Genomic DNA, 22,434 nt, shown 5'->3' with positions numbered 1-22,434 from the left:
AATCGTCACTGAAACGCGCGAACGGTCTGGTCGTCGCTGGCCGCGTATAGCACGCCGGCGGCCGAAATCGCCGGCGACGTGTCGACATCCCCGTCGAACGCGATGAACCAGCGCAGCCGCCCGTCCGGTTCGACCGCGTACAGGTGGTCGTCCTGCGAGCCGAACAAAATGGCACCGTCGGCCGCGACCACGGGCGAACCGTGAATCCGGTCCGCCGCCTCGAACGTCCACGCGACGGCGCCGGTCGGCTCGATCGCGTACAGCGAGCGGTCGTACGACCCGATGTAGATGCGACCGTCGGCCCCGATCGCCGGCGATCCGCGCACGTCGTCGCGCGTCACCAGCTTCCATTTCAGCGCGCCGTCCGGACCGATCGCGTAGACGCCGTTGTCGTCGCTGCCGACGTAGACGGTGCCGTCCGGGCCGACCGCAGGCGACGACTCGACGTCGCCCCGGGTGCGAAACGCCCACTTGCGCGTGCCGTCCGGCGCGATCGCGTAGACCGCGTCGTCCTGGCAGCCGGCGTACACGGTTCCGTCGGGCGCGAGCGCCGGCGCGGTCGATACGTGCTCGGGCGTGGCGAACTTCCACCGCAGGGTCCCGTCCGGCCACACGGCGTAGACGCCGTCGCCGCCGGTGTAGATCGTCCCGTCCGGCCCGATCGTGGGACCGCCGTCGACGTCGCAGCGCACCCCCTCGGGGCCGATGCCGATCGGCGGATCGCACGCACCGAGGCGCAGCTTCCAGCGCAGGGCGCCGGTCGCCCCGTCGACCGCGTACAAGTGGTCGTCGTCCGACCCGGTGTAGACCGTGCCGTCCTCGGCGACGGCGGGCGTGCTCCAGATGCGATCGCCGGTCGCGAACTCCCACCGGAGCGCGCCGTCGGGGGTGAGCGCGCGGAGGAAGCCGTCGTGCGACGTGAAGTAGATCGTCCCGTCCGGGCCCACCGTCGGCGAGCCGGCGATCGGCGCGCCGACCTTGTACGCCCACTTCTCGGCGGGTGCGTGCGGCGGCGCGGGTCCGGCCGTGCGGCCGGTGTGCTGGGCGTCGCCGAGGTACATGGCGAACGGCGGCGGCCCCGGCGTCCTCGCGTCGGGGGGCGGCGGAGCCGCGTCGGGCGGCGGCGACGGCGGCCGGTCCTGGCACGCGCCGTCGACACAAATCCGGTCGAAACGGCAGTCCGTGTCCTTGCCGCAGCCGGGCGGCGGCCCGGCCGGCGGGCGTGGACATCCGCCTAGCACGGCGGCCGCGGCGGCCGCGAACGCGCCCCACGCGCCCGGGATACGGCATCCCGACGCAGCGGACCGCGCGGGCCCGCGGTTCCGCGCATGCGCAAGCACCGGTGCCGCGAAGGTTACGCCTTCGGCAGTTCGTTGGTGAAGCGCTCCGCCAGTTTTTCGAAATAACGGCGAGTCTCTTCGAGGACTTGCGGATCCTGGTCGGGATACATGCGGATGCCGTACGCACCGAGCGGATCGGTCGTCACCGGCCCCACCGGCAGGCCGCCGACGATCCCGGTCTGCTCGTGGTACAGCAGCGCCAGTACCTCGGCGTTCGTCTCCGGTACGAGGAACGTCCGGCGTCCGAGCTCAGGCTTGCCGTCTTTGAACCCTTCGACGAGCTTGGCCACGGTCTCTCTTATTTTTTCGCCGGCGCGCGGCGGTGTCAAAGGTCGAGTTTCAACTAGTTGAAATCCAAAAAGACTTTCGCAACCCGGGTCAGGCGCGGACCGCGATGTGTCCCGCTTCGCCGGCGACCAAGTAGCCGATTGCCGCCGCCTGCACGCCACGCTCGGCGAGGCCGGCGCACAGAGCGTCCGCCCGGTCGGCCGCGATCGCGATCAGCAGGCCGCCGGACGTCTGGGCGTCGGCCAGCAACAGCCGCCCAGTGGCGTCCACCGCGTCGTCGAATTCGACCCAGCGGCCGAAATAGTCGAGGTTGCGGCGCGTGCCGCCCGGAACGATCCCCGCTTCGGCCAATGCGCGCGCTCCGGGCAACAGCGGCACCGCGCCGGCCGAGATCTCGGCCGCCACGCCGGATCCGTGCGCCAGCTCGTGCAGGTGGCCGAGCAGGCCGAACCCGGTGATGTCGGTACCCGCGACCGCCCCGGCGGCGACCATCGCCTCGCCGGCCGCGCGGTTGAGCGCGGTCATCGCGGCCACCGCGCCCGCGGCCACGTCGGCGTCTGCCGCGCCGCGCTTGATCGCGGTCGTGATGATGCCCGTGCCGATCGGCTTGGTGAGCACGAGCGCGTCGCCCGGCCGGCCGGCGTCGTTGCGCACGACGCGCGCGAGCGCGACCCGGCCGATGACGCACAGCCCGAGCTTCGGCTCCGGGTCGTCGATCGAGTGCCCGCCGACGATCGCGATTCCCGCCTCGGCCGCGACTTCGGCCGAGCCCGCGAGCATCGCGCCGAGCTCGTCCACCGGCAGCTCGCGAATCGGGAACCCGACGACCGACAGCGCGAACAGAGGCTCGCCGCCCATCGCGTAGACGTCCGACAGCGAGTTCGCGGCGGCGATGCGGCCGAAGTCGCGCGGGTCGTCGACGATGGGGGTGAACACGTCGACGGTCGCGACGATGCCGGTGTGCCGGTCGAGCGCGTAGACCGCGGCGTCGTCGTGCGAATCGGTGCCCACGACGATGCGTTCGCGAAGCGCGTCCGGCAGCGGCGGCAGAAAGCTCAGGGCCTTCCCGAGGTCCTCCTTGGGGATCTTGCACGCTCAACCAGCGCCGTGGCTGAACGACGTGAGCCGGCGGTGCGAGCTGCTCATCGCCAGGACTGTAGCACGCCGGTGGATCGCCCGCCGGGCGCGCGGTCGAGCGCGACCATCGCCGGTTGCCGGTTCTCGTCGGATGCGGTACGACGCGGCGGTGCGGCTCGAATACTGGTTCGACTTTTCCTGCCCCTATGCGTACCTGGGCAGCACCCAGATCGAGTCGATCGCGGCGCGCGCCGGCGCGGAGCTGGTGTGGCAGCCGATGCTGCTCGGCGGCGTGTTCCGCGCGCTGTCGGCGCCGCAGGTTCCCGCCGCGCACATGCCCGCGGCCAAGGCCCGCTACAACGCTCTGGACATGCTGCGCTGGGCCGACCATTTCGGCGTCGACCTGCGCGTACCGGCCGGCCACCCGATGCGCACCGTGCGGGCGCTGCGCGCGCTGCTCGCGCTGCCGCAGCCGGCGTGGCCCGCGGCGATCCACGCGCTGTACCGCGCGTACTGGGTCGACGGCCGGGCGTTCGACGATCCGGCCACGATCGCGGCCGCGCTGCGCGACGCCGGCGCCGCGGACGCCGATATCGACCGCGCACTCGCCGCCAACGACGACCCCGCGATCAAGACCGAACTGCGGCGCCGGACCGACGAGGCGGTGCGCCGCGGCGTGTTCGGCGCTCCGACGATGTTCGTCGGCGACGACGAGCCAATAATGTTCTGGGGCCAGGACCGCCTGCCGTTCGTCGAGCGGGCGCTGGCCGGATGGAGACCCCGATGACGACTCTGCAATTCTGGTACGACTTTTCGAGCCCGTGGACCTACCTGGCATCGACGCAGGTCGAAGCCGTCGCCGACCGCGCCGGCGTCACCCTCGAGTGGCGGCCGTTCTTGCTCGGCGGCTTGTTCAAGGCGATCGGCACTCCCGACGTGCCAATTCTGTCCATGCCCGAGCCCAAGCGCGCCTGGATGGCGCGCGACCTACACATGTGGGCCGACCACCTCGGCGTGCCGTTCCGCTTCGCGTCCCGTTTCCCCATGCGCACGATCACCGCGCTGCGCCTCGCCCTCGCGGCCGGCGACCGCATCGCGCCGCTGTCGAAGGATCTGTTTCGCGCGCTGTGGGTCGACGACGGCGACCTCAACGACGAGGCCACGCTGACGGCGGTCCTCGAGCGCCACGGCTTCGATCCGCAGCACATGTTCGAGCGCACCCGCGACCCCGCCATCAAGCAACAGCTCATCGCCAACGGCGAACAGGCGGTCGCCCTCGGCATATTCGGCGCGCCGACGTTCATCGTGAGCGCGGACGACGGCGATCATCTGTTTTGGGGCGTCGACCGGCTGATGTTCGTCGAAAAGGCGCTCGCCGGCTGGCGGCCGAAGCTCGCCTGACCGGCGCGCGTCCGCTATCCTCCGGCGCCATGCCCGCGGATCGTCGCCGGCACGAGCGGTTCCCGCTGCACGTCGCGGCGACGCTGCGCGCGGAGGGCGCGACCGGACGCGGCGAGATTGTCGATCTGTCGCCCGGCGGCCTCCGCGTCAAGCGCATCGACGACGTGCCGGCCGCCGGCGCCGCTCGCGTCACGCTCGAGGTGCGCGCGGGCCGAACCGCGACCGCGTCCGGCCGGGTCGCGTGGACCAGCGGGCGCGGCGTCGGCATCGAGTTCCAGCACGTGAGCCCCGAAATGCGCGCGTTCGTCGACGAACTCAGGCGCGTGTCGCCCGTGTTGCGAACGGCGCTGGTCAAGCAGATACGCGGCGCCGACGTGCAGTTCAGCGGGTAGGCCGCCCGCGCGCGACGCCGCTACACGCCGATGCGCTTGCGGCCGGTGCGCTTTTGTCGCTTGGCCTTCGAGCGCTTGCGGTTGCGCGCGTACTGCGCGGCCTTGCGCGCCTTCTTGCGTCGGTTCTTGAGCGACCGCTCTTGCTTGAACTTCGGCCGGTTTCGCAGGCTTCGCTTCGAACGTCGGGTAGCCATGGCCGGGGCAGTCTGCGGAAAATCGTGCTCGCCGTCAAGCGCTGCACGCCGGCCCGGGCCACTTGCCCGCGGCGGGCCGCCCGCGGCCGCCGGCGGTCACCGCACCGCCGGCCGCGGCCGCGCCAGCGCCGGCAGCTCCTCGCCCTCCGAGCGCGCGACGATCACGGCCCCGCACGAGTCGGACCAGATGTTGACCGCCGTCCGCATCATGTCGAGCGGGCGGTCGATCGCGAGCATCACCCCGACGATGACCGTCGCCGCCTCGCCCGCGAGGCCGACCGCCTCGAGGACGATGAAGATCATCACCAGCCCGGCCGACGGGATGCCGGCGGCGCCGATCGACGCCGCCAGCGCCGTGACGACGATCGTCGCCTGCTGCGCCGCGCTGAGGTCGAAGCCGAGCGCCTGCGCGATGAAGATCACGCCGACGCACTCGTACAGGGCCGTGCCGTCCATGTTCACGGTCGCGCCCACCGGGATGACGAAGTTGGCGACGCGCTTGCTCACGCCCGCGCGGCGCTCGACGCCGTCGAGTGTCACCGGCATCGTGGCCGCCGAGCTGCTCGTCGAAAACGCGGTGAGCAACGCGTCGCGCATCGCGCGCGCGTGCGCCCGCGGGCTCACGCGCCCGAGCACGATCAACAACAGCGGCAGCGTGACGCCGGCGTGAATCGCCAACCCGAGCGCGATCGTCACGACGTACTTGACGAGAGCGCGCACGGTGGCCGCGTCGGCCGACGTCGCCGCCACGGCGATGAGGCCGAACACGCCCAGCGGCAGCACCTTGATCGCGAACCCGGTGAGGGTCATCATGACCTCGAACGCGGCGTCGAACGCCGTCTTCGCGCGGTCGCGGACCTGGATGGGACTGTGCGAGATCGCGACGCCGACGAAGATCGCGAAGCCGATGATGCCGAGCATCTCGCCGCCGGCGAACGCCTCGATCGGATTTTTCGGAATGAACCGAAGCAGCAGGTCGAGCGCGAACTGGCCGGCGCCCGCGGGCTGCGCGACCTGCGGTACCGTCTTCGACGCGAGCCCCTCGAACGACGCGCCGACGCCCGGCCGGATCGCGTTGACGAGCAGTTGGCCGACGAAAATGGCCGCCAGGCTCGTGGTCACGTAGTAGGCCAGGGTCTTCAAGCCCAGCCGGCCGAGGTCGCGGCCGGTGCCGACGGATGCGACGCCGGTCGCGACCGAGAAGAACACGAGCGGCACGATGACCATCTTGAGCAGCTGGACGAACACCGTGCCGAGCCAGCCGACCTTGTCCGCCGCGGCAGGGCCACCCGCGAGCCCGACCGCCGCGCCGAGCACCATCGCGAGCAACACCTGGTTGTGAAGGCGCCGGTACCACGCGCCAGACGTCTCCGTCTGCACGCCGCCGACCCTACCACGGCCGCGGCGCGGCGCGCGCTCGCGGGCGCGCGGTCACGGAGCCGCGGCGCCGCGCCCGACGCCCTCTCCGCGCTCGGCGCGCCAGCGGTCGATCAACACCCCCAGCTGGTCGAGCAGCTCGGCCGGCGTCTCGACGAAGTACGGCGCGATCGTGTTGCGCCCCTCGACGTGGCACACGATGACGCGCTCGTGGCCCGACCGCAGCACGGCATCGAACATCTCCTCGTCGGTCCGATCGTTGCCCGCGCACACGACCAACGCCTCGCGCGCCACGCCGTCGAGCAACCGCGCGGCCACGCGCCCCTTGCTGATCTCGCGGTGGCGGATCTCCACGACGCGCGAACCGACCAGCACGGAAAACTCCTCGCCGCGCAGCCGCTCCTCGAGCAGCGCGAGCAGTTCGTGCGCGCGCCACGCGCCGAGCTTCGGGTCGGCGGCCCGGTAGTGCCACGCCAGCGACGCGCGCTTGTCCTCGATCTTGCTGCCGGGGGTCCGGTCGACGAAGTCGCGCAACACCGGCCGTACGACCGACTCGAGCACGTCCCGGTCGATGTGCGGCACCTCCGGCCATCGGCCGCCCGGCGGCCGCACGTTGAGGCCGTGTTCGCACACCAGCCCGATCGGCAGATCGCCGAGCCACGCGTCGAGCACGTCGGCGGGCCGGCCGCTCACGACGTACACGGTCGCCAGCTCGGCCAGCGCGGCGAGCGTGTCGCGCACGCGCCGGGTCGGTGCGGCGGCCGACGGCACGCTCGCGTGCGGTTGTAGTGTGCCGTCGTAGTCGAGCAGGACCAGCGGGCGGTGCCCGCGCGTGTCGGTCGACCGCGCATCCAGCTTGGCGACGTCGAGGCGCTGGACGCCCGCGTGCAGTTCTTCGTAGCGCGCCTCCAGGCGGCGCAGGAACCGCTCGGCCCACGCCGCCGACGTATTCGTGTACACGAACTCCGTCATGTGCTCGAACGCCGTCCGGTCCGGCACCGCGTCGAGCGCGGCCGCGAGCACCTCGGCCACGTGCTCCGGGTTGTGCGGGTTGACGAGGCGCGCGCCGGACAGGCAGGCCGCCGCGCCCGCGAACTCGCTGAGCACCAGTTCGCCGGGATCGTCGCCGCGCGCGGCGACGTACTCGAGGCACACCAGATTCATCCCGTCGCGGACCGGCGTGACCAGCGCGACGTCCGCCGCGCGGTACAGCGCCGTGAGCCGCGCGCGCGACAAGTTTCGATTGATGTATACGACGGGCACGTCGTCGGTCGCTCCGAACCGGCCATTGATCCGACCGACGAGTTCGTCCACCTCGCGCTTGAGCTCCTGGTACTCGGCAACTCCGGTCCGCGACGGCGCCGCCACCTGGATCAGCACGACTTTGCCGCGCAGCCGCGGGTTGGCGGCGAGCAGCTCCTCGAACGCGAGGAGCTTCTGCGGAATGCCCTTGGTATAGTCGAGGCGGTCGACGCCTACGACGAGCTTCTTGCCGGCGAACCGGCGCCGCAGGCGTTCCAACTCTTCGCGCGCCTCGTCGGTGTCGCGCAGGCGCGCGATCTCGTCCGGGTCGATGCCGATGGGCAACACGCCGAGTTGGGCCGAGTGCGACGGCAAGTACACCGTCTCCGGCTCCGAGTCGACGCCGAGAACGCGCAAACACGCGCTCCGAAAGTGGCTCACGTACTCGTAGGTGTGGAACCCGACGAGGTCGGCTCCGAGCATGCCGCGCAGTACCTCCTCGCGCACGGGCAGCGTGCGGTACGTCTCCGCCGACGGAAACGGGATGTGCAAGAAGAACCCGATCGGCCCCGCGACCTTGCGCTCCCGCAGCATCTGCGGCACCAGCGCGAGTTGGTAATCGTGTACCCAGATCGTGTCCCCGGGCCGTGCCTGCTCGGCGATCGCGTCGGCGAAGCGCGCGTTGACCTGGCGGTAGTGGCGCCACGCGGCTCGGTCGTAGTGCAGGCGCTCGGGCAGGTTGTGAAACAGCGGCCAGATCAGCCGGTTGCTGAACTGCTCGTAGAAGCCCGCAAACTCGCGTTTGCCCAGAAAGATAGGCACCGCGCCCGCGGTGGCGAGTCGAGCGCGCACCGCGTCACGCTCGGCCGGTGGCACGTGCGCGCCCGGCCAGCCGAGCCAGGTGAACGCGCGGCGCTCGGCGACCGATCGGAGCGCCGTCGCGAGCCCGCCGGGGCTCGGAGCGACGGCCCACGCGTGGTCGCGGCGGTGGAGCGACACGGGCAACCGCACGGACGCGACGAGGAGTCTCGAGTCCGCCATGGCTCGCTTATGTCATACTCTGCCGCCTCCGTGAACCTCTGTCTCATCGGCAATTGCGGCTATCAGGCGCTGATCGACGACCGCGCCCGCGTGCAGTGGCTGTGCTGGCCGCGGTTCGACTCGAGCTTCGTGTTCGGCGGACTGCTCGATCGCGAGCGCGGGGGCGAATTCTCCGTCGCGCCGCGCGACGGCGCGTTCTCGACCGCGCAGGAGTATCTGCCGAACACCAACGTGGTCAAGACGTACTTTCGCACCGCGTCCGGCGACTTCGAGGTACTCGACTTCGCGCCGCGCTTCCGCGAGTACGAGCGGTTCTACAAGCCGACGATGCTCGTGCGGCGCATCCGCCGGCTGTCCGGCCGGCCCGTGGTGCGGGTCGTGTGCCGGCCGGTCTACGACTACGGCCGCGTGGTTCCGACACCGCAGCCGGCGAGCAACCACATCCGCTATCAACTGCCGGACGCCCACCTGCGGCTCACGACGAACGCGTCGCTCCACTTCGTCAACGAGGGCCGACCGTTCGTGCTCTCGGACGATGTCTACTTGGTGCTCACGTGGGGCCAACCGCTCGAGGCGCCGCTGACCGAGACGTGCGAGGTGTTCTATCACCGCACCGTGCGCTACTGGCAGACGTGGGTCAAACACGGCGTGCTGCCCGACGACTACCACGCCGAAGTCATCCGGTCCGCCCTCGCGTTGAAGCTACACCAGTTTGAGGACACCGGCGCGATCACCGCGGCGACGACGACGAGCTTGCCCGAGTACCCGAACTCGGGCCGCACCTGGGACTACCGCTACTGCTGGTTGCGCGATGCATGCTTCACCCTCGGCGCGCTGCGCCGCCTCGGCCAGTTCGAGGAGATGGAGCGGTTCGTCCGCTACCTCGCCAACATCGCCGAGGAGAGCGACGGCGCGCTGCAGCCGGTCTACGGCATTGCCGGCGAGCGCACGCTCGACGAGGTGGTCCTCGACCACCTCGCTGGCGCGGCGGGCGGCGGGCCGGTGCGGATCGGAAACGCCGCGTACGCGCAACGCCAGCACGACGTCTACGGCGAGATGATCGCCGCCATCGCACCGCTGTTTCTCGACATGCGGTTTCGCGACTCCGCCGGCGGCGACGCATCGGCGCTGTTGTCGCGGCTCTTGGCTGGCATCGAACGCACGATCGACCAGCCCGACGTCGGCCCGTGGGAAAAGCGCGATCGCGAGCGGCTGCACACGTTTTCGTTGCTGATGCACTGGACCGGCGGCCGTGCGGCGGCCCGCGTCGCGGCGCGCTACCGCGACGACGATTTGCTCCGGCGGGCGCGCCGCGTCGCCGAGCGCGCCGCGGACCTCATCGACCAGCGCTGTTGGCGCGACGACCGCGGCTACTACGCGGACGCCGTCGACAGCGACGAGGCGGACGCGTCGCTGATGATGATGGTCAACGTCGGCCTGCTCGGCCGCGACCATCCGCACGCCGATCCCCACGTCCGCAACACCGCCGCACGCCTCGCCGCGCGCCCCCACCTGCTGTACCGATATCGCCACCACGACGGCATCGGCGAGACGCACGCGGCGTTCACCGCGTGCGGCTTCTGGTACGCCGAGGCGCTCGCCCGCGTCGGTCGACGCGACGAGGCGCGCGCCGTGTTCGAGGCGCTCGTCGACCACGCCAACCACGTCGGCCTGCTGTCGGAGGACATCGATCCGGCCACCGGGACGCAGTGGGGCAACTTCCCGCAGACCTACTCGCACGTCGGGCTCATCAACGCGGCGTTTGCGATCGCGCCGCCGGAGCTGGCGCTGGTGTAATCGCGCCCCGGGCGCGGCGCGCCGCGCGCGTCCGCGAGCGGCCTGCGGTCTCCCGCGCACCCCGGTGGCGACGGCAGCCCCACTGGGCGCCCCGGCCTGCGGCACGCCCGGCGCCGCGCGCGCCGGATCCGCGCGCGTTCGCCGCGCCGCGGTCGGCTGAAATCGCGCGCGGCTACGGCGCGGTCGTGGTCTGGATTACGTGTAGACGCGCTCTCGGCGAGCCCGCCGCGTGCGCGAGCTCACCTCGGCACGCCCCTTGCTATGCAGGCAGGTGGGTTCGTGTACCTGTCGTTTCACAACTCGTACTATGATCGGCGGTGTTCGTCCGCGAGACGGGCCGAGCCGGGAGGCATTCGATGCGCGCACTGATCAAGCTGGGCTGGATCCTCGCGGTGTGCGTCCCGCTCGCGGGCGCGTGCGGCGACGGTGAAGTGGGAGGCGACGACGACGACGTCACCGGCGATGGCGGCGTGTCCGGGGACGGCGGCGGCCACGCCTGCCAGGAACACTGTCCCGACGCCGCGCCGCCGTCGGCCTGCCGCCTCGTGGACATGATCATCGCCGTGGATCCATCGGGTTCCATGACCGAGGAGTTGGTCGCGATCCGCGACATCGTGTTCCCGGCGTTCGCGCAGCGGCTGCCGCAAGTCGGCATGGGACTCGACAACTTCCGGGTCGCCACGCTCGACGCCTGTCCGGATCCGGCCAACTACCACACGACCAACAGCGCCGGCGCCGACTGCAACTTCTCGAGCGGACAGGTGTGGATTGACAGCTCGTCGCCCAACCTCAACGCCGAGTTCGCGTGCGTCGGCGACCTCGACAAGCGCAACAACTGCACCGGCGACAACGACGACGAGCAACCCGCGTCCGCCGCCGCCGCCTCGCTCGAGCCGCCCTACTCGACCGGCCCCAACGCCGGCTTCTCGCGCCCGGAGGCGCTGCTGGTCGTTCTCGCCATCACCGACGAAGACGAGCAGCCCGTGCCGAACGCGACGGCACAGGAGGTCTACGATCGGCTCGTGGCGACCAAGTTCGGCGACCCGAAGCGCATCGTGTTCGTCGGCATCGGCGGCGGCCAACCGGGCGGGTGCAACGGCGCGTACGGCCAGGCGGACGAGGCGGTCAAGTTGCGCCAGATCACCGACCTGTTCATGGCGCAAGATCGTGGCGTGTGGTGGGACCTGTGCCAGGGGAACTTGGAAGACGGCCTCGACGAGGCGTTCGCGATCATCGATCGCGCGTGCAACGAGTTGCCGCCGATCCCGTGATCGCCACCGGCGGACGGCCAAACGGGCACCGCGGAGAGCCAGGAGGGATGGGGACGGTCGGCAGGCGCGCGGCACGGTGGGCCGCGGTCGCGCCCGCGGCCGTCCGCTGCGGTCCGCGCATCGGTGACGGCGGCGACGGCCTGCGCGACGCGGGTACGCGCGCCGACGCCGGCTTCAGTCGTGCCGATGCCGCGCCGCAGCCGGCAGACGCCGCCGTGTTTGCGCACAGCGCCACGGAACTGTACCGCGTCGATCCGGACACGCTGGCGGTGACCCTCGTCGGCCCGTTTCCATGGCCCGCCGGCGCCGACCGGATGACCGACATTGCCATCGACAAAGATGGCCGCCTGATCGGCATCTCGTTCGACAAAGTGTACGCCGTGGACGAAGCCACGGCGGCGTGCAGGTACCTCGCGGATCTCGACGGGCAGTTCAACGGCCTGTCGTTCATTCCGGCGCAGCAGGTCGGTCCGACCGGCGACGAGACCCTCGTCGGCGCCGCGCTCGACGGGTCGTTCGTGCGCATCGACCCGATCACCGGCGCGAGCACGCCGATCGGCCGCTGGGAGGCTGTTGCGTATAGGCGCGCCAGCGAGGTTGCGAGATGCGAGGCGAGGTTCGGCGCACACCCGTAGCGCACGAGGGCGCGTATCCACATACGGTACCGAAGGGCGCAAGGACGTACGGCGAAGATCGCCCGCAGATCGCGACCGCAGCCAGCGGCTGTGCGCAACAGCCTTTTACGGCGGACAGCTCACGTCCAGCGGCGACATCGTGTCGGTGGCCGGGTTCGGCACCGTCGCCACGGTCAAACAAGGCGGCGCCGGCACGGACCTGCTGGCGCGCGTCGATCCGACGACCGGCGCCGCAACCGTGATCGGCGACACCGGCGTGGCGGACATCTGGGGAGTCGGCTTCTGGGGCAACCGCGTGTTCGGCTTCACCGATGACGGCCAATTCGTCCTGCTCGACCCCGCGACCGGCGCGGCCACGCTCGTCGACAGCGGCAGCGTGCGATGGTGGGGCGCGGCGGTCACCACGTCGGTGCCGGTCATCGAGTGACCGACGCCGCGGCGCACGGACTGTCGAGCGCCGGCAGCGCGGCGCGGTCGACGGTTCGGTAGGTCCGCCCGACGAGCTTCGCCAGCGCGCCGTGGCCGATCACTTCGAAGTCGCCGTCGCGGTCGACGTCGGCCAACGTCTGCGGGACGAACGCCGGTCCCGGCTCGCGGGGGTCGGTGAGCGCGACCAGCCGCGGGCGACGGCCGCCGTCGACCAACTGGAACAGCGCCCACAGCGACCCGGTCCATCCACCGCACTCGCGACCCGGACGCACCGTGACGGCCGCAAACGTCCGGCCGACCTTGGGGTCGTCGAACACGACGACCAGCGGCCCTCCGGCGGCCGCGTCCCACGGGTGGCGGCGACCTGCCCGCCGGTACGCGCGCTGGCGCGCGCGGTAGCCGGCGAGCTTGCGAAAGTGCTCGGTCGCGGCGGCTTCGACGTCAGGCCGGTCGCCTTCGGGCAACCGCACGGCGCGCGGAATCAGGTTCTTGTCGTCGGCGCGCGCCCACAGCGCGCCGGCGCATGCCTCCGGTGCACGCGCAACCAACCAATGGACCGGCGCGGTGCGCACGATGTCGGCTGCCACGGCCGCATCCTCCATCGTCGACCAGGCGTTTTCGGCTTCGGCCGGGGGCTCGAAGCCGGACAACACGTACAGGCCGTCGACGTGTCCGGTGCACGGAGCGCCCGCCGGGCGAAACAGCGCGACGGCCTTGCCGCGCCACGCCCGAAGCGGCGCCGGCAGCGCGTCGAGCCGCGCGGCCGACAGCGCCCGCGCCGGCGCGCGCGACACGAGAACGGGCGGTCCGGCGGCCCAATCGCGCGGCGCGGTGCGGTCGACGACGACGTACGGCACGCCGCCGTCGGTGACCACGAACGAAAATACGTCTGCCGGCACCGGCGCCGCACCGTCGCCGGCGACGTCGGCCGGCCCGAGTTCTTCGCGCACGATCGCGAGTCCGTCCCCACGGCGAGCCGCAACCAGCCGCACTCGTACGGCGTCGACCGGCCCGCGCCACGCGAAGTCGGCGACCGCCGCGACCGCGCCGGCCGTCACGCGCAAGCCGTCCACCGCGCGGCGCGCCGCGGCGGGGGCGATGCGCGGGCGGGCGGCAAACCACGCGGCGCGCGAGTAGCGGGCCAGCCGACCGCCGGTTCGGTCGACGCCCGTACAGCCGTCGGCGTACAGCGCCGAGAGCGCCTTCGCGTCGCCATCCGCTTGAGCCCGCGCCCACGCATCGACCAGTCCGCGCACGGCCGCCTCGGCGATCGCCGGCGGCGCGGGCGCCGGCGACCGCGGCTCCGGCGGCGCCGACGCCAATGCATGCGCGGGCGATGCCGACGCATCGGGCGGCGCCCCCGGAGGCGTTGGCCGGTCGCCGCCGCGGCAGCCGATCGCCGCGACCGCCGCCGCCACCGCCATCGCGCGCCGCCGCCCCGCGATCGCTGCCATCCCGGCCATTGTACCGCGACCCGACACGCACACGCGCCCCGGCCCGCGGCGTCGAGCCGGCCGCCGCGGCCGCGCGCCGGCCGGCGGACGCACGGTGACCGCCGGCTGCGCGCCGCGGGTCCTCCGCCGCCGGCGGCTACAAACCGGCCGCGTCGGCCGAGCCCGCGTCGGCCGAGCCCGCGTCGGCCGAGCCCGCGTCGGCCGGCCCCGCGTCGGCCGGCCCCGCGTCGGCCGGCCCCGCGTCGGGCGTCGGCGCGCAGTCCGCGCCGATCGCGAACGTCACGTCGACGTCGTCGATCGCGCAGCCGTCGGTCACCGGCGTCATCGAGAACACGTCATACTCCTCGAGCTTCGCGCCGGTGACCGTCCCCGCCACGCCTTCGGCGCACGCGTGGTCGAGGCGAAGCGTCCCGCTGGTCGCGAGGAACCCGCTGCGCAACGTGAAGTTTGCCGTGTCCACCTGGTAGCCGAAGCCGATCGTCGGAGCGTCGGCCGACGCCAGGTCGATGTCGACGCCCGTCGCGACGTCCGGCGCGAACATCGCAATCAGCGCGTGCGCGTTGCCGTCGGTCCCCGCGAACACCATCAGTCCGAGGATGTCTGGCGCGACTTGTTCCGTGTTCATTTGGGAAAACAGCGCGCCAGGTGCGGCCGGCACGAAGTTGCTCGGACACACGCAGTCGGGCGCCGCGCAATCGGCAGCCGGCGGACACGCGTTGTCGCACGCGCCGCAGTGCCGCGGGTCGGTCTCGAGGTCGACGCATTCGGTGCCGCACATCGTCTTCGTGCACACGAACGCGTCCGGCGGCGCGGCGTCGGGCGGGGCCGCGTCGAACAGCGAGATCGGTGCGGCGTCCGGCTTGGATCCGCCGCCGTCCCCACAGCCAGCGCCGAGCCACACCAGCGCGCCGGCCAGCGCAACCAAGCCAGATCGCAGACCGGCGACCGGCCGCATCGTCCACATCCTCGCAGTCGTCCGAAGCATAGGGCTACCTCCGCGCGCATTGTCGCGACAGATCCGGTGCGCGTGTCAACGCTGCGGCGATGACAACTCCTGTGCGCCCCGGGGCGGCGACGGCCCGCGCACCCGCGCTCACCGGGGCGTTCGCGGGCGGACGCTACGATCTTGTCGGACTCGCGACGCCACGTCTCGGCGCCCCCGCCCCCTACACGTCCTCCCTGGTGCGGGACGTCGATCTGGCCGCCAGCGCCGCGCTGCCGCCGTGGCTCGCGCCGCCGGCCGCCCTGTCGGCGGCCGGGAACCGCTATGCGTTCGCCCCGAGCGCCGGTGCCGCCCTGCACGTCGTCGCCGTCGTCGACGCGGCCGGCGACCCGGTGTGGACGGCGCTGGTGCTCGACGGCGCGCGAGAGGTCGAACCGCCGGCCGAGGTTCCCCTCCCGGCGACGCCCGCCCTGGTCCGCGTCACCGGCGTGGACTGGCCGGGGTTTGCGCCCGCCGCGTTCCGACTCGACGACCTCACGGTCGATCTCGCGCGCGTGGCCGGCGCCGAACTCCGGCTGTGACCCGACGTCGACGGCCTCACACCGGGTCGGGGCCGCGGCACAGCTCGATCAGCTCGCCCTGGGAGCGAACGCCCAGCTTCTTGAACACCGACTTCAGGTGACTGCGGACGGTGTTCGGGCTCAATCCCAGGGATCGGGCGATGTGCGGAACACGCCGGCCGGCCAGCAGATGGCGAACGATCTCGAGTTCCCGAGCCGACAGCGTGCTGAAGTCCACGCGGCTGCCCGCGCGCTCCGCGTCGCCGCGCCGCAGGCCGGCCATCAGCGCAATCTCGGCGAGATCCGCCTGCAGCTGGCGCAACGACTGGTCCATGCGCCGCAGCAGCGACCGCAGCACATCCTCTCGCGATGGGGAATCGGTGGTGTCCATGTACTGCAACCCGTCCTTGCCAACTTTGGGCCAACCAATATGGTTAGCCATTTCAAGGACTTGGAGGCACTATAGGCCGTCGGGCTCCGAAATGCGATGGGATCCGCGATATTTCGGCGCGCCGGGCGGTGAAGCGTGCCGCCGCGCGCAGCCGCCGCGGGCCGCGCGCGACGGTCTCCGGCGGGTCGCCCCGCCGCGCGGCGTCGGTCCGCACCGCGCCGACTCGGCCGCGGGTTGCGGGCGACCGCCGTCGACCGTCAGCCGCCGTCGCCGGACACGTTGCGCCGCGTCCAGTAGCGCACGATGTCGACCAGCGCGTCCGCGAACGCGCGGTAGTCCACCGGCTTTTGCACGTAGCTGTTGGCGCCGGCCGCGTAGCACGCGGCGACGTCGCGCGCCTCGGCCGACGAGCTGAACACGACGATCGGTACGTCGCGTGCCCGCGCGTCGGCGCGCACGCGCGCGATCACGTCGATCCCGCTGATCTTGGGCAGCTTGAGGTCGAGCACCGCGACGTCCGGCAACGCGTCGCCGTCGAGGAGTCGGTCGACCGCTTCCTGGCCGTCGCGGACGATTTCGACGGCGACGTCCGGCTCGGCCCGGCGCAGGGCGCGCAACGCGAGCAGCTCGTCGTCCGGCGTGTCTTCGACCAGAAGTACCGTTCCCGTTCGCATGTCGTCCCGATCGGCTCGCCCGTCATCCTCGGCGACCAGCCGGCCGCCGAATGCCCAGCTTCTTCATCCGCGACCGCAGCGTGTTCGGATTGATTCCGAGCGCCACGGCCGCACCGCGCTCCCCCTCGATGACCCAGTCGTGCTCGGCGAGCACGCGCTCGATGTGGCGCCGCAACACGTCGTCGAGCGATCGCGGCGCGGCGTCGTCCGCGGCCGGCGCGCGAAGCGCGGGCGGCAGAGCCTCGTCCGCGTCCAGCGGCGGGATGTCCGCCACGTCGATCTTCGGCCCGCGCGCGACGATGACGGCGCGCTCGATGACGTTCTGCAGTTCGCGCACGTTGCCGGGCCAGCGATAGCGCATCAACCGGGCGAGCGCCGCGTCGGTCACACCGTCGATCGGTTTGCGCACGCGCCGGGCGAACTTCTCGATCAGGTAGTCGACCAGAAGCGGGATGTCCTCGCGGCGGTCTGCCAGCGGCGGCACGCGCAGCGGAAACACGTTGAGCCGATAGTACAGGTCGCTGCGGAACTCGCCCGCCTGGACCATCGCGGCCAGATCGCGATTCGTCGCGGCCACCACGCGCACGTCGACGCGGACGGGAGTCGAGCTGCCGACTCGCTCGAACTCGTGCTCCTGCAGCACGCGGAGCAGCTTGACCTGGAGGTCCGGCGTGAGTTCGGCGACCTCGTCGAGAAAGATCGTGCCGCCGTCGGCGATCTCGAACCGCCCGAGCCGCCGCCGATCCGCGCCGGTGAACGCGCCCTTTTCGTGGCCGAAGAGTTCGCTTTCGGCGATGCCGGCCGAGATCGCCGCGCAGTTGACCTTCACCAGCGGCTTGTCCGCCCGCCCGCTGAGCGCGTGCAGTTCGTGGGCGATCAGCTCCTTGCCGGTGCCCGTCGGTCCGAGCACCAGCACGGTCGCGTCGGTCGGTGCGACCGTCCGCACCTGGTCGAGCAGCGCGCGCATGGCCGGGCTGTCGCCGACGATCCGCTCGCTCCGAGCCTCCGCGACCTGCGTCGCGAGGTACGCCGCATCCGCTGCGATGCGCTCGCGCTCGCGCTCCTGGGCCGCGCGCAGCTCCGCCTCCATCCGGCGCTGCTCGGTGACGTCGCGAGCCACGAGCATCGCGGTGTCGACGCCGGCCGGTCCCGCCACGGGGCCGACGCGCACGTGAAACGCGAGCTGCCGGCCGTCCGGCGCACGCGCGGTCACGTCGACGGCGGTGGACGCGCCGTCGAACGCGGCGTCGACCGCGGCCACCAACTCGCTCGCCGGCTCGACGCCGCCGACCTCGTCGATGCGGCGACCGACGATGCGGTCGACCGGGCTCGCCGCCGGCCGGTTCAGAAACGTGATCGTGCGATCGCGGTCGACCGTGAGGATGTAGTCGGGAGCGCTTCGCACGAGCGACTCCCACCGCGCCTCGGACCGCGCGAGCTGCGACTCGAGATGGGCCGCCCGGCGCGCCGCCGCGGCGCGGTCGGCGGCGGCGCGCACCGCGATCGGCAACCGCACGAAGTTGCGTGGCGACTTGACCAGGTAGTCGTCGCAGCCGGCCTTCATCGCGGCGACGGCCACCTCCTCGCTCCCGGTCGCGGTGAACATGACCACCGGCCGATCCGGATGAGCCTCCTTCGACCGGCGCAACACGGACAAGCCGTCGGTCCAGCGCACCTTGTAGTCGGTCACCAGGACGTCGTAGTCGCCGGTCGCCAACAGCGCGTCCAGATCGTCCGGGTGGGCGATCTCGATCGCGTGCACCGCGCCGAGGTCGCGGCGGAGCTGCCGAACGCTCAGCAGGCGGTCGTCGGGGCTGTCGTCGACGATCGCGACGCGCAACGGCGGTGCCGACTCGCTTCCGGACAGGCCGTGCGGACGCGGGCGGCTCACGGCGCGGCCGGCAGCTCGATCCAGAACCGGCTGCCCTCCCCCGGCACGGATTCGACACCGGCGGCGCCGCCCATGCGCTCGACCCCGCGCCGCACGAGCGCCAGCCCGATCCCGGTCCCGGGATAGTGCTCCACGCCGTGGAGGCGCTCGAACACCCCGAAGATGTCCGCGTGGTGCTCCGGCGGGATGCCGATGCCGTTGTCCTCGACCCACACCCGCACCGTCTGCGGCCCCATCCCGCCCGTCGCGTACACGCGCACGCGCGGGGCGACGTCCGGCTTGCGGTAGCGCAGCGCGTTGTCGATGAGCTGCGCGAGCGCCTTCGCGAGCGTCGGCGCGTGCGCGCGCACCCGCGGCAGGTCGCCGGCGACCTCCACCGCCGCGGACGCGACGAGCTGCTGGTCGTCGATCGCGGTCAGCGCGTCGGCGACGGCGTCGGCCACCGCGACGGCGCCGAGCGTCAACGGCTGGCTGCCGAGCCGGCAGTACGCCGCGAGGTCGACGACGAGTTGGTCGAGGCTGCGCGCCGCCGCCACGATCCGCTCGGCGTACGCCGCGCCGTCCGGCCCCAGGCGATCGCCGCAATCCTCGCACAACGCTTCGGCGAAGCCGATGATCGCGCGCAGCGGCGCGCGCAGGTCGTGGCGAATCGCGCCGGTGAGCGCCTCGAGGTCCGCCCGCGCCCGCGCGAGTTCGACCTCGGGCTCGACCGGCAACCGCGCCTGAACCGACCCCGCCATGCGCGGCGATTGTAGCGCAGCAGCCCCCCGGCCGGCAGCCGCGCGTCGCGGTCAGCGCGCGGCGCCCACCGACAGCGACCACTGCGACATCGACGCGCCGTAGCGATAGCCGCCGGCGATTCGCTCGTCGCGCCTGCCCCAGTGCCCCCGCAGCTCGACGTACCAGGTCTCCGCGGCCCGCCACCGCGCCCACGCCTCGGCGTCCACCGCCGTGTCCCGCGCGGGCGCCTCGAGGTCGATCTCCTCCTGGTTGCGATCGAGCCCCTCGTCCGACGCGTACGCCGCCGCCTGGACCACCGCGCCGAGCGCCGCGCGGCCGGCCGCCACCTCCGCCCGCAGTCGCGCCGAGCCGCCCCAGCCGTAGTAGTAGCCGTGCTTGTGCAAGATCGTCCGGTCGTACGCGCTCGGATGGTCGGCGCGCCACGCGGCGAATGCGTTGGCGTCGACGCCGGCGAAGTCGGCGCTCGCCCGCGCCGCCACCGACGCCCGCCAGGTGCGACGCGTCCACCACGCCGCCACCGCCGGCCCCGGCAGGTGGACGACGCCGAGGCGATCGTTCCACATCGGAAATGCGTGCTTGCGGTAGCGGTAGGCGACCGCCGGGCCGACGACGAGGGCGCGCCCGTCTCGCTGGGCGCGGTAGCCGGCCGGCACGACCTCCGCGTACACGTCGACGCCGTAGCCGCCGCCGCCCGTGGCCGCCGCGACCTCGAGCGACGTGGCGCTGCCGGCCGCGAACCAGCCGGCCCGCGGACGGCCGGAGCCGAAGTCCGCGACGTCCACCAGCTCGCCGCGAAAGCGAACGCCGGCGGTGGTCCACGCGCCGCCCGGCGCGTCGCCCGACGCGCGCCAGCGGGCGGAGGTCGCGCCGCCGGCCAGTCGGACCCACGGCACCGGCGCCGGCGCCGCGCCGTCGATCGCCGCGTGGCCCGCCGCGCCGAGGCCGACCGTCCAGCGGGCCGCGGCGGCCAGCGGCCCGGCCGGGCGCCCGGGCGCGGCGAGGAAGCGGCCGAGCAGGTGGGCGAACTCGCCGATCGCGACGCCGGCCGCGGTCGTGGCGATCACGTCGTTGACGCTGACCTTTTCGCGAAACTCGAGCCCGAACTCCCACGCCAACGACGTGGCGAGCCCGTAGCCGACCGCCGACAGCTTGCCGAACCCGTTGGACCGGGCGATGACGTGCCAGGCCGCGCCGTTGAGCGGGTGTGCGATGAAGTTGATCGGAAACGGGTTGTGGTCGTAGCGCCACGCCTCGAACGTGAGCCGCTGCTCGACGCTCGGGAAGTCCCAGTCGGCCACCTGGCGGTCGCGGTCGATCCAGTACCACGCGGCGCCGCCCGCGAGCGTCGCCGCGAGTTCGACGACCGCGCGCAGGCGATGCGGCGACCGCCGCGCAGGCGGCCGTCCGGCGACGGCACGCGCGGGCGGTGCGGTGGGTTGCGCAGCGGGGGCGGCCGGGGCTCGCGCGCCGCCGCCGCGCGAGCCCGCCCGGTCCGCGGCAGCGTGCGGCGCGCGCGCGGCCGCGGTCTGCGCGACGGCCGGCGTCGCCGCGACGAGCGCCACGACCGCGCACGCCGGCGCGGCGAACCGCCGCCCGCCGCCTGCCGCGTATCTGCGAGCCGCCCGCATCCCGGCTCACTTGGGAAACAGGCGCCGCAGCGGCCGCAACAGCGGCACCCGCGAGTCCGCGAAGAACTCGTGCGGATGCACGACGAGCTTGCGCAGCCGGCTGCGCGCGCGCCCGTCGGCGACGACGCCGGGGCGCCAGCGAAACAGGCCCGGCTGGCGGTCCGGGTCCAGGCCGCGCGCGCGCATCGCGGCCGCAATCGCGTCGGCCAGCGGTGGCGGCGGCTCGGTCCCCTCGCCCGCCCATGCTCCCGGCGCCGCGTCGGCCGCGCGCATGTTGGCCTGCAACAGCCGCTCGTTGCGGCGACGCTGGCGAAAGTACCGCCGCCGAACCGGCCGGTCGTGCCAAAGATGTACGGTAAACAGTCCGTCGAACAACAACGGCAGCGCGTAGTGAGCCAGGTACGCGCGAAAGCCGCGGTAGTCGCCGGGAAAGCGCGTGCGCACGTCCTCGTAGTAGTCGGCCGGCCGCCGCGCGTGCGGCCAGCGCGACGCCAGCCGGTGGAGCAGATCGAAGTCCTCGCAGCCGTGGCCGAGGTAGGCCGGGTTGTTGCCGCCGATCGCGAAAAAATGGTCGCGAGCGACCGCAACGGTGGACGTGCTGAGCGCGACCAGCGACACGCGGTGGTTGTCGCCGGCCAGCAGCGAGTCGACCAGCGGCGCCAGGTCCGCCTCCGGGTCCGCCTCCAGCCGACGGGTCTCTGCGCGCGTCGCGTACAGGCTCGGAATCAGCAAGAACGCCTGCGGCGCCGGCGGCGCGGCCGCCCACGCCCGCACCCGCGCGAACAGATCGGCCGGCGCCCGCAGGTCGGCGTCGAAGAACACCAGCGTGTCGCCGGTGGCGCGCTCGGCGCCCAGGTTGCGCGCGATGCCGGGCGCGAACGGCTCGACCGGGTGCGGATCGGTCACCAGCGCCGCGCCGTGCTGCGCGCACAGACGACGCATCGCCGCCGCCTCGGCCGGCGCGCTGGCGCTGTCGACGACCACGACCTCCGTGTCCGCCTCGCCCGCGAGCCGGTCGACCAGCGCCGCCAGCCGCGGCAGCAAATAGCGCGTCGGCGCGCGGCAGCGTACCGGGATCACGACCGACAGCACCGCGCCCCCGCCCCGTCACACCGCGCGGCGGACGGCCGGGACCGACTCGTCCGGCCGCGCGGGCGCGGTCATTCCGGTCGGCGTCTCGACGCCCGGTAGCCGGCGGTAGAAACTGCCGTTGATCTGGTTGTGGTAGCGCAGCCACTTGCAGAACGCGGCGAACAGCTCGCCGTCGACCTCGCCCGGGTCGGCGAAGAAGGCCTCGAGGCTGCCGCGAAACGTGAGCCCCGGGATGTCGTACACCGCGCGGCCGAGCACCTTCACCGGCGTTCCGTGATACAGCGACGACGTGCCGACCGTGCTGTTGACCGTGACGGTGCCGCGCGCCCGCTTGAGCAACGTCGGCAAGTGGAGATCGTGGACATACACGATGCGGTCGGCGCAGCCGGCGTCGCGCCCGAGGCGCGCGAGCAAATCCGTGTAGTCGCGGTACGCGCGGTCGTGCGGATGGTGCTTGACCACCAGGCGCGTGTCGGGCGGCGCGGCGGCGGCGAACGCGCGCACGACGCGTTCGATGAACTCGGTCACGTCCGCGTACGGCGAGTGGAAGCGGATCTGCGCGTCGCAGTGGACCTG

22 protein-coding genes are annotated in these 22,434 nt (G+C 72.7%); 8 read left to right on the top strand and 14 right to left on the bottom strand.

What is annotated here, in order from left to right:
* Positions 1 to 5: 5 nt before the first annotated feature.
* From D6689_14670 to selD, 3 genes are all read right to left on the bottom strand, one after another.
* Positions 6 to 1,340, bottom strand: coding sequence for a hypothetical protein (locus tag D6689_14670; protein RMH40150.1), 1,335 nt, complete (start codon positions 1,338 to 1,340; stop codon positions 6 to 8).
* Between the two features lie 14 nt (positions 1,341 to 1,354).
* Positions 1,355 to 1,630, bottom strand: coding sequence for a hypothetical protein (locus D6689_14665; GenBank protein ID RMH40149.1), 276 nt, complete (start codon positions 1,628 to 1,630; stop codon positions 1,355 to 1,357).
* A gap of 88 nt (positions 1,631 to 1,718) precedes the next feature.
* Complete coding sequence (gene selD / locus D6689_14660; protein RMH40148.1) at positions 1,719 to 2,774, bottom strand: selenide, water dikinase SelD; 1,056 nt, start codon at positions 2,772 to 2,774, stop codon at positions 1,719 to 1,721.
* Positions 2,775 to 2,856: 82 nt separating this feature from the next.
* Here selD and D6689_14655 point away from each other — a divergent pair, with 82 nt between their 5' ends.
* The 3 genes from D6689_14655 to D6689_14645 are packed head-to-tail and all read left to right on the top strand — an operon-like array spanning position 2,857 to position 4,498.
* Positions 2,857 to 3,492 (top strand): 2-hydroxychromene-2-carboxylate isomerase, encoded by a 636-nt coding sequence (locus D6689_14655; protein RMH40147.1) that lies wholly within the window; start codon positions 2,857 to 2,859, stop codon positions 3,490 to 3,492.
* Positions 3,477 to 4,106 (top strand): 2-hydroxychromene-2-carboxylate isomerase, encoded by a 630-nt coding sequence (locus D6689_14650; protein RMH40146.1) that lies wholly within the window; start codon positions 3,477 to 3,479, stop codon positions 4,104 to 4,106. The genes D6689_14655 and D6689_14650 overlap by 16 nt, the downstream gene beginning before the upstream one ends.
* Before the next feature lie 29 nt (positions 4,107 to 4,135).
* A complete protein-coding gene (locus D6689_14645) occupies positions 4,136 to 4,498 on the top strand; it encodes a PilZ domain-containing protein (GenBank protein RMH40145.1) in 363 nt (120 codons plus the stop codon).
* Between the two features lie 290 nt (positions 4,499 to 4,788).
* Here D6689_14645 and D6689_14640 read toward each other — a convergent pair whose 3' ends face one another.
* Positions 4,789 to 6,012, bottom strand: a complete 1,224-nt coding sequence (locus D6689_14640; protein ID RMH40173.1) for a dicarboxylate/amino acid:cation symporter — start codon at positions 6,010 to 6,012, stop codon at positions 4,789 to 4,791.
* A gap of 111 nt (positions 6,013 to 6,123) precedes the next feature.
* The gene (locus D6689_14635; GenBank protein RMH40144.1) at positions 6,124 to 8,352 is read right to left on the bottom strand and encodes a bifunctional alpha,alpha-trehalose-phosphate synthase (UDP-forming)/trehalose-phosphatase; all 2,229 of its coding nucleotides are present in this window, start codon (positions 8,350 to 8,352) and stop codon (positions 6,124 to 6,126) included.
* A 9-nt stretch (positions 8,353 to 8,361) separates the two neighbouring features.
* On the opposite strand from D6689_14635, the gene D6689_14630 reads away from it, so the two are divergent.
* The 4 genes from D6689_14630 (at position 8,362) to D6689_14615 (ending at position 12,482) form a co-directional block, all read left to right on the top strand.
* Complete coding sequence (locus tag D6689_14630; GenBank protein RMH40143.1) at positions 8,362 to 10,149, top strand: glycoside hydrolase family 15 protein; 1,788 nt, start codon at positions 8,362 to 8,364, stop codon at positions 10,147 to 10,149.
* Positions 10,150 to 10,466: 317 nt separating this feature from the next.
* Positions 10,467 to 11,420, top strand: a complete 954-nt coding sequence (locus D6689_14625) for a hypothetical protein (GenBank protein ID RMH40142.1) — start codon at positions 10,467 to 10,469, stop codon at positions 11,418 to 11,420.
* A 47-nt stretch (positions 11,421 to 11,467) separates the two neighbouring features.
* A complete protein-coding gene (locus tag D6689_14620) occupies positions 11,468 to 12,055 on the top strand; it encodes a hypothetical protein (protein ID RMH40141.1) in 588 nt (195 codons plus the stop codon).
* 139 nt (positions 12,056 to 12,194) lie between these two features.
* A complete protein-coding gene (locus tag D6689_14615) occupies positions 12,195 to 12,482 on the top strand; it encodes a hypothetical protein (protein RMH40140.1) in 288 nt (95 codons plus the stop codon).
* Here the strand turns inward: D6689_14615 and D6689_14610 are convergent.
* Both D6689_14610 and D6689_14605 read right to left on the bottom strand, forming a co-directional pair.
* A complete protein-coding gene (locus D6689_14610) occupies positions 12,472 to 13,938 on the bottom strand; it encodes a hypothetical protein (GenBank protein ID RMH40139.1) in 1,467 nt (488 codons plus the stop codon). The genes D6689_14615 and D6689_14610 overlap by 11 nt on opposite strands.
* Positions 13,939 to 14,074: 136 nt before the next feature.
* Entirely contained in the window at positions 14,075 to 14,902 is an 828-nt protein-coding gene (locus D6689_14605) for a hypothetical protein (protein ID RMH40138.1), read from the bottom strand.
* A gap of 92 nt (positions 14,903 to 14,994) precedes the next feature.
* On the opposite strand from D6689_14605, the gene D6689_14600 reads away from it, so the two are divergent.
* Positions 14,995 to 15,462: a hypothetical protein gene (locus D6689_14600; GenBank protein ID RMH40137.1), complete on the top strand. Its 468-nt coding sequence runs from the start codon at positions 14,995 to 14,997 to the stop codon at positions 15,460 to 15,462.
* Positions 15,463 to 15,478: 16 nt separating this feature from the next.
* On the opposite strand, the gene D6689_14595 is transcribed toward D6689_14600, so the two are convergent.
* The 7 genes from D6689_14595 to D6689_14565 form a co-directional block, all read right to left on the bottom strand.
* Positions 15,479 to 15,883 (bottom strand): hypothetical protein, encoded by a 405-nt coding sequence (locus D6689_14595; GenBank protein ID RMH40136.1) that lies wholly within the window; start codon positions 15,881 to 15,883, stop codon positions 15,479 to 15,481.
* Between the two features lie 206 nt (positions 15,884 to 16,089).
* Positions 16,090 to 16,506 (bottom strand): response regulator, encoded by a 417-nt coding sequence (locus D6689_14590; GenBank protein RMH40135.1) that lies wholly within the window; start codon positions 16,504 to 16,506, stop codon positions 16,090 to 16,092.
* Positions 16,507 to 16,528: 22 nt separating this feature from the next.
* Positions 16,529 to 18,610 (bottom strand): sigma-54-dependent Fis family transcriptional regulator, encoded by a 2,082-nt coding sequence (locus tag D6689_14585; protein ID RMH40134.1) that lies wholly within the window; start codon positions 18,608 to 18,610, stop codon positions 16,529 to 16,531.
* Positions 18,394 to 19,137 (bottom strand): hypothetical protein, encoded by a 744-nt coding sequence (locus D6689_14580; protein RMH40133.1) that lies wholly within the window; start codon positions 19,135 to 19,137, stop codon positions 18,394 to 18,396. The genes D6689_14585 and D6689_14580 overlap by 217 nt, the downstream gene beginning before the upstream one ends.
* Positions 19,138 to 19,188: 51 nt before the next feature.
* Positions 19,189 to 20,766, bottom strand: coding sequence for a DUF3943 domain-containing protein (locus tag D6689_14575; GenBank protein RMH40132.1), 1,578 nt, complete (start codon positions 20,764 to 20,766; stop codon positions 19,189 to 19,191).
* A gap of 6 nt (positions 20,767 to 20,772) precedes the next feature.
* Entirely contained in the window at positions 20,773 to 21,858 is a 1,086-nt protein-coding gene (locus D6689_14570) for a glycosyltransferase (protein RMH40131.1), read from the bottom strand.
* Positions 21,859 to 21,873: 15 nt separating this feature from the next.
* Positions 21,874 to 22,434, bottom strand: a 561-nt coding sequence (locus tag D6689_14565; protein ID RMH40130.1) for a capsular biosynthesis protein, incomplete at its 5' end; no start/stop codon positions are given.

This window comes from Deltaproteobacteria bacterium, from assembly GCA_003696105.1.
In the GTDB taxonomy this organism is placed as follows: Bacteria; Myxococcota_A; Polyangia; order Haliangiales; family J016; genus J016.
The sequence above is the reverse complement of the archived record's forward strand: the minus strand, read 5'-3'. Positions and strand labels throughout refer to the sequence as shown.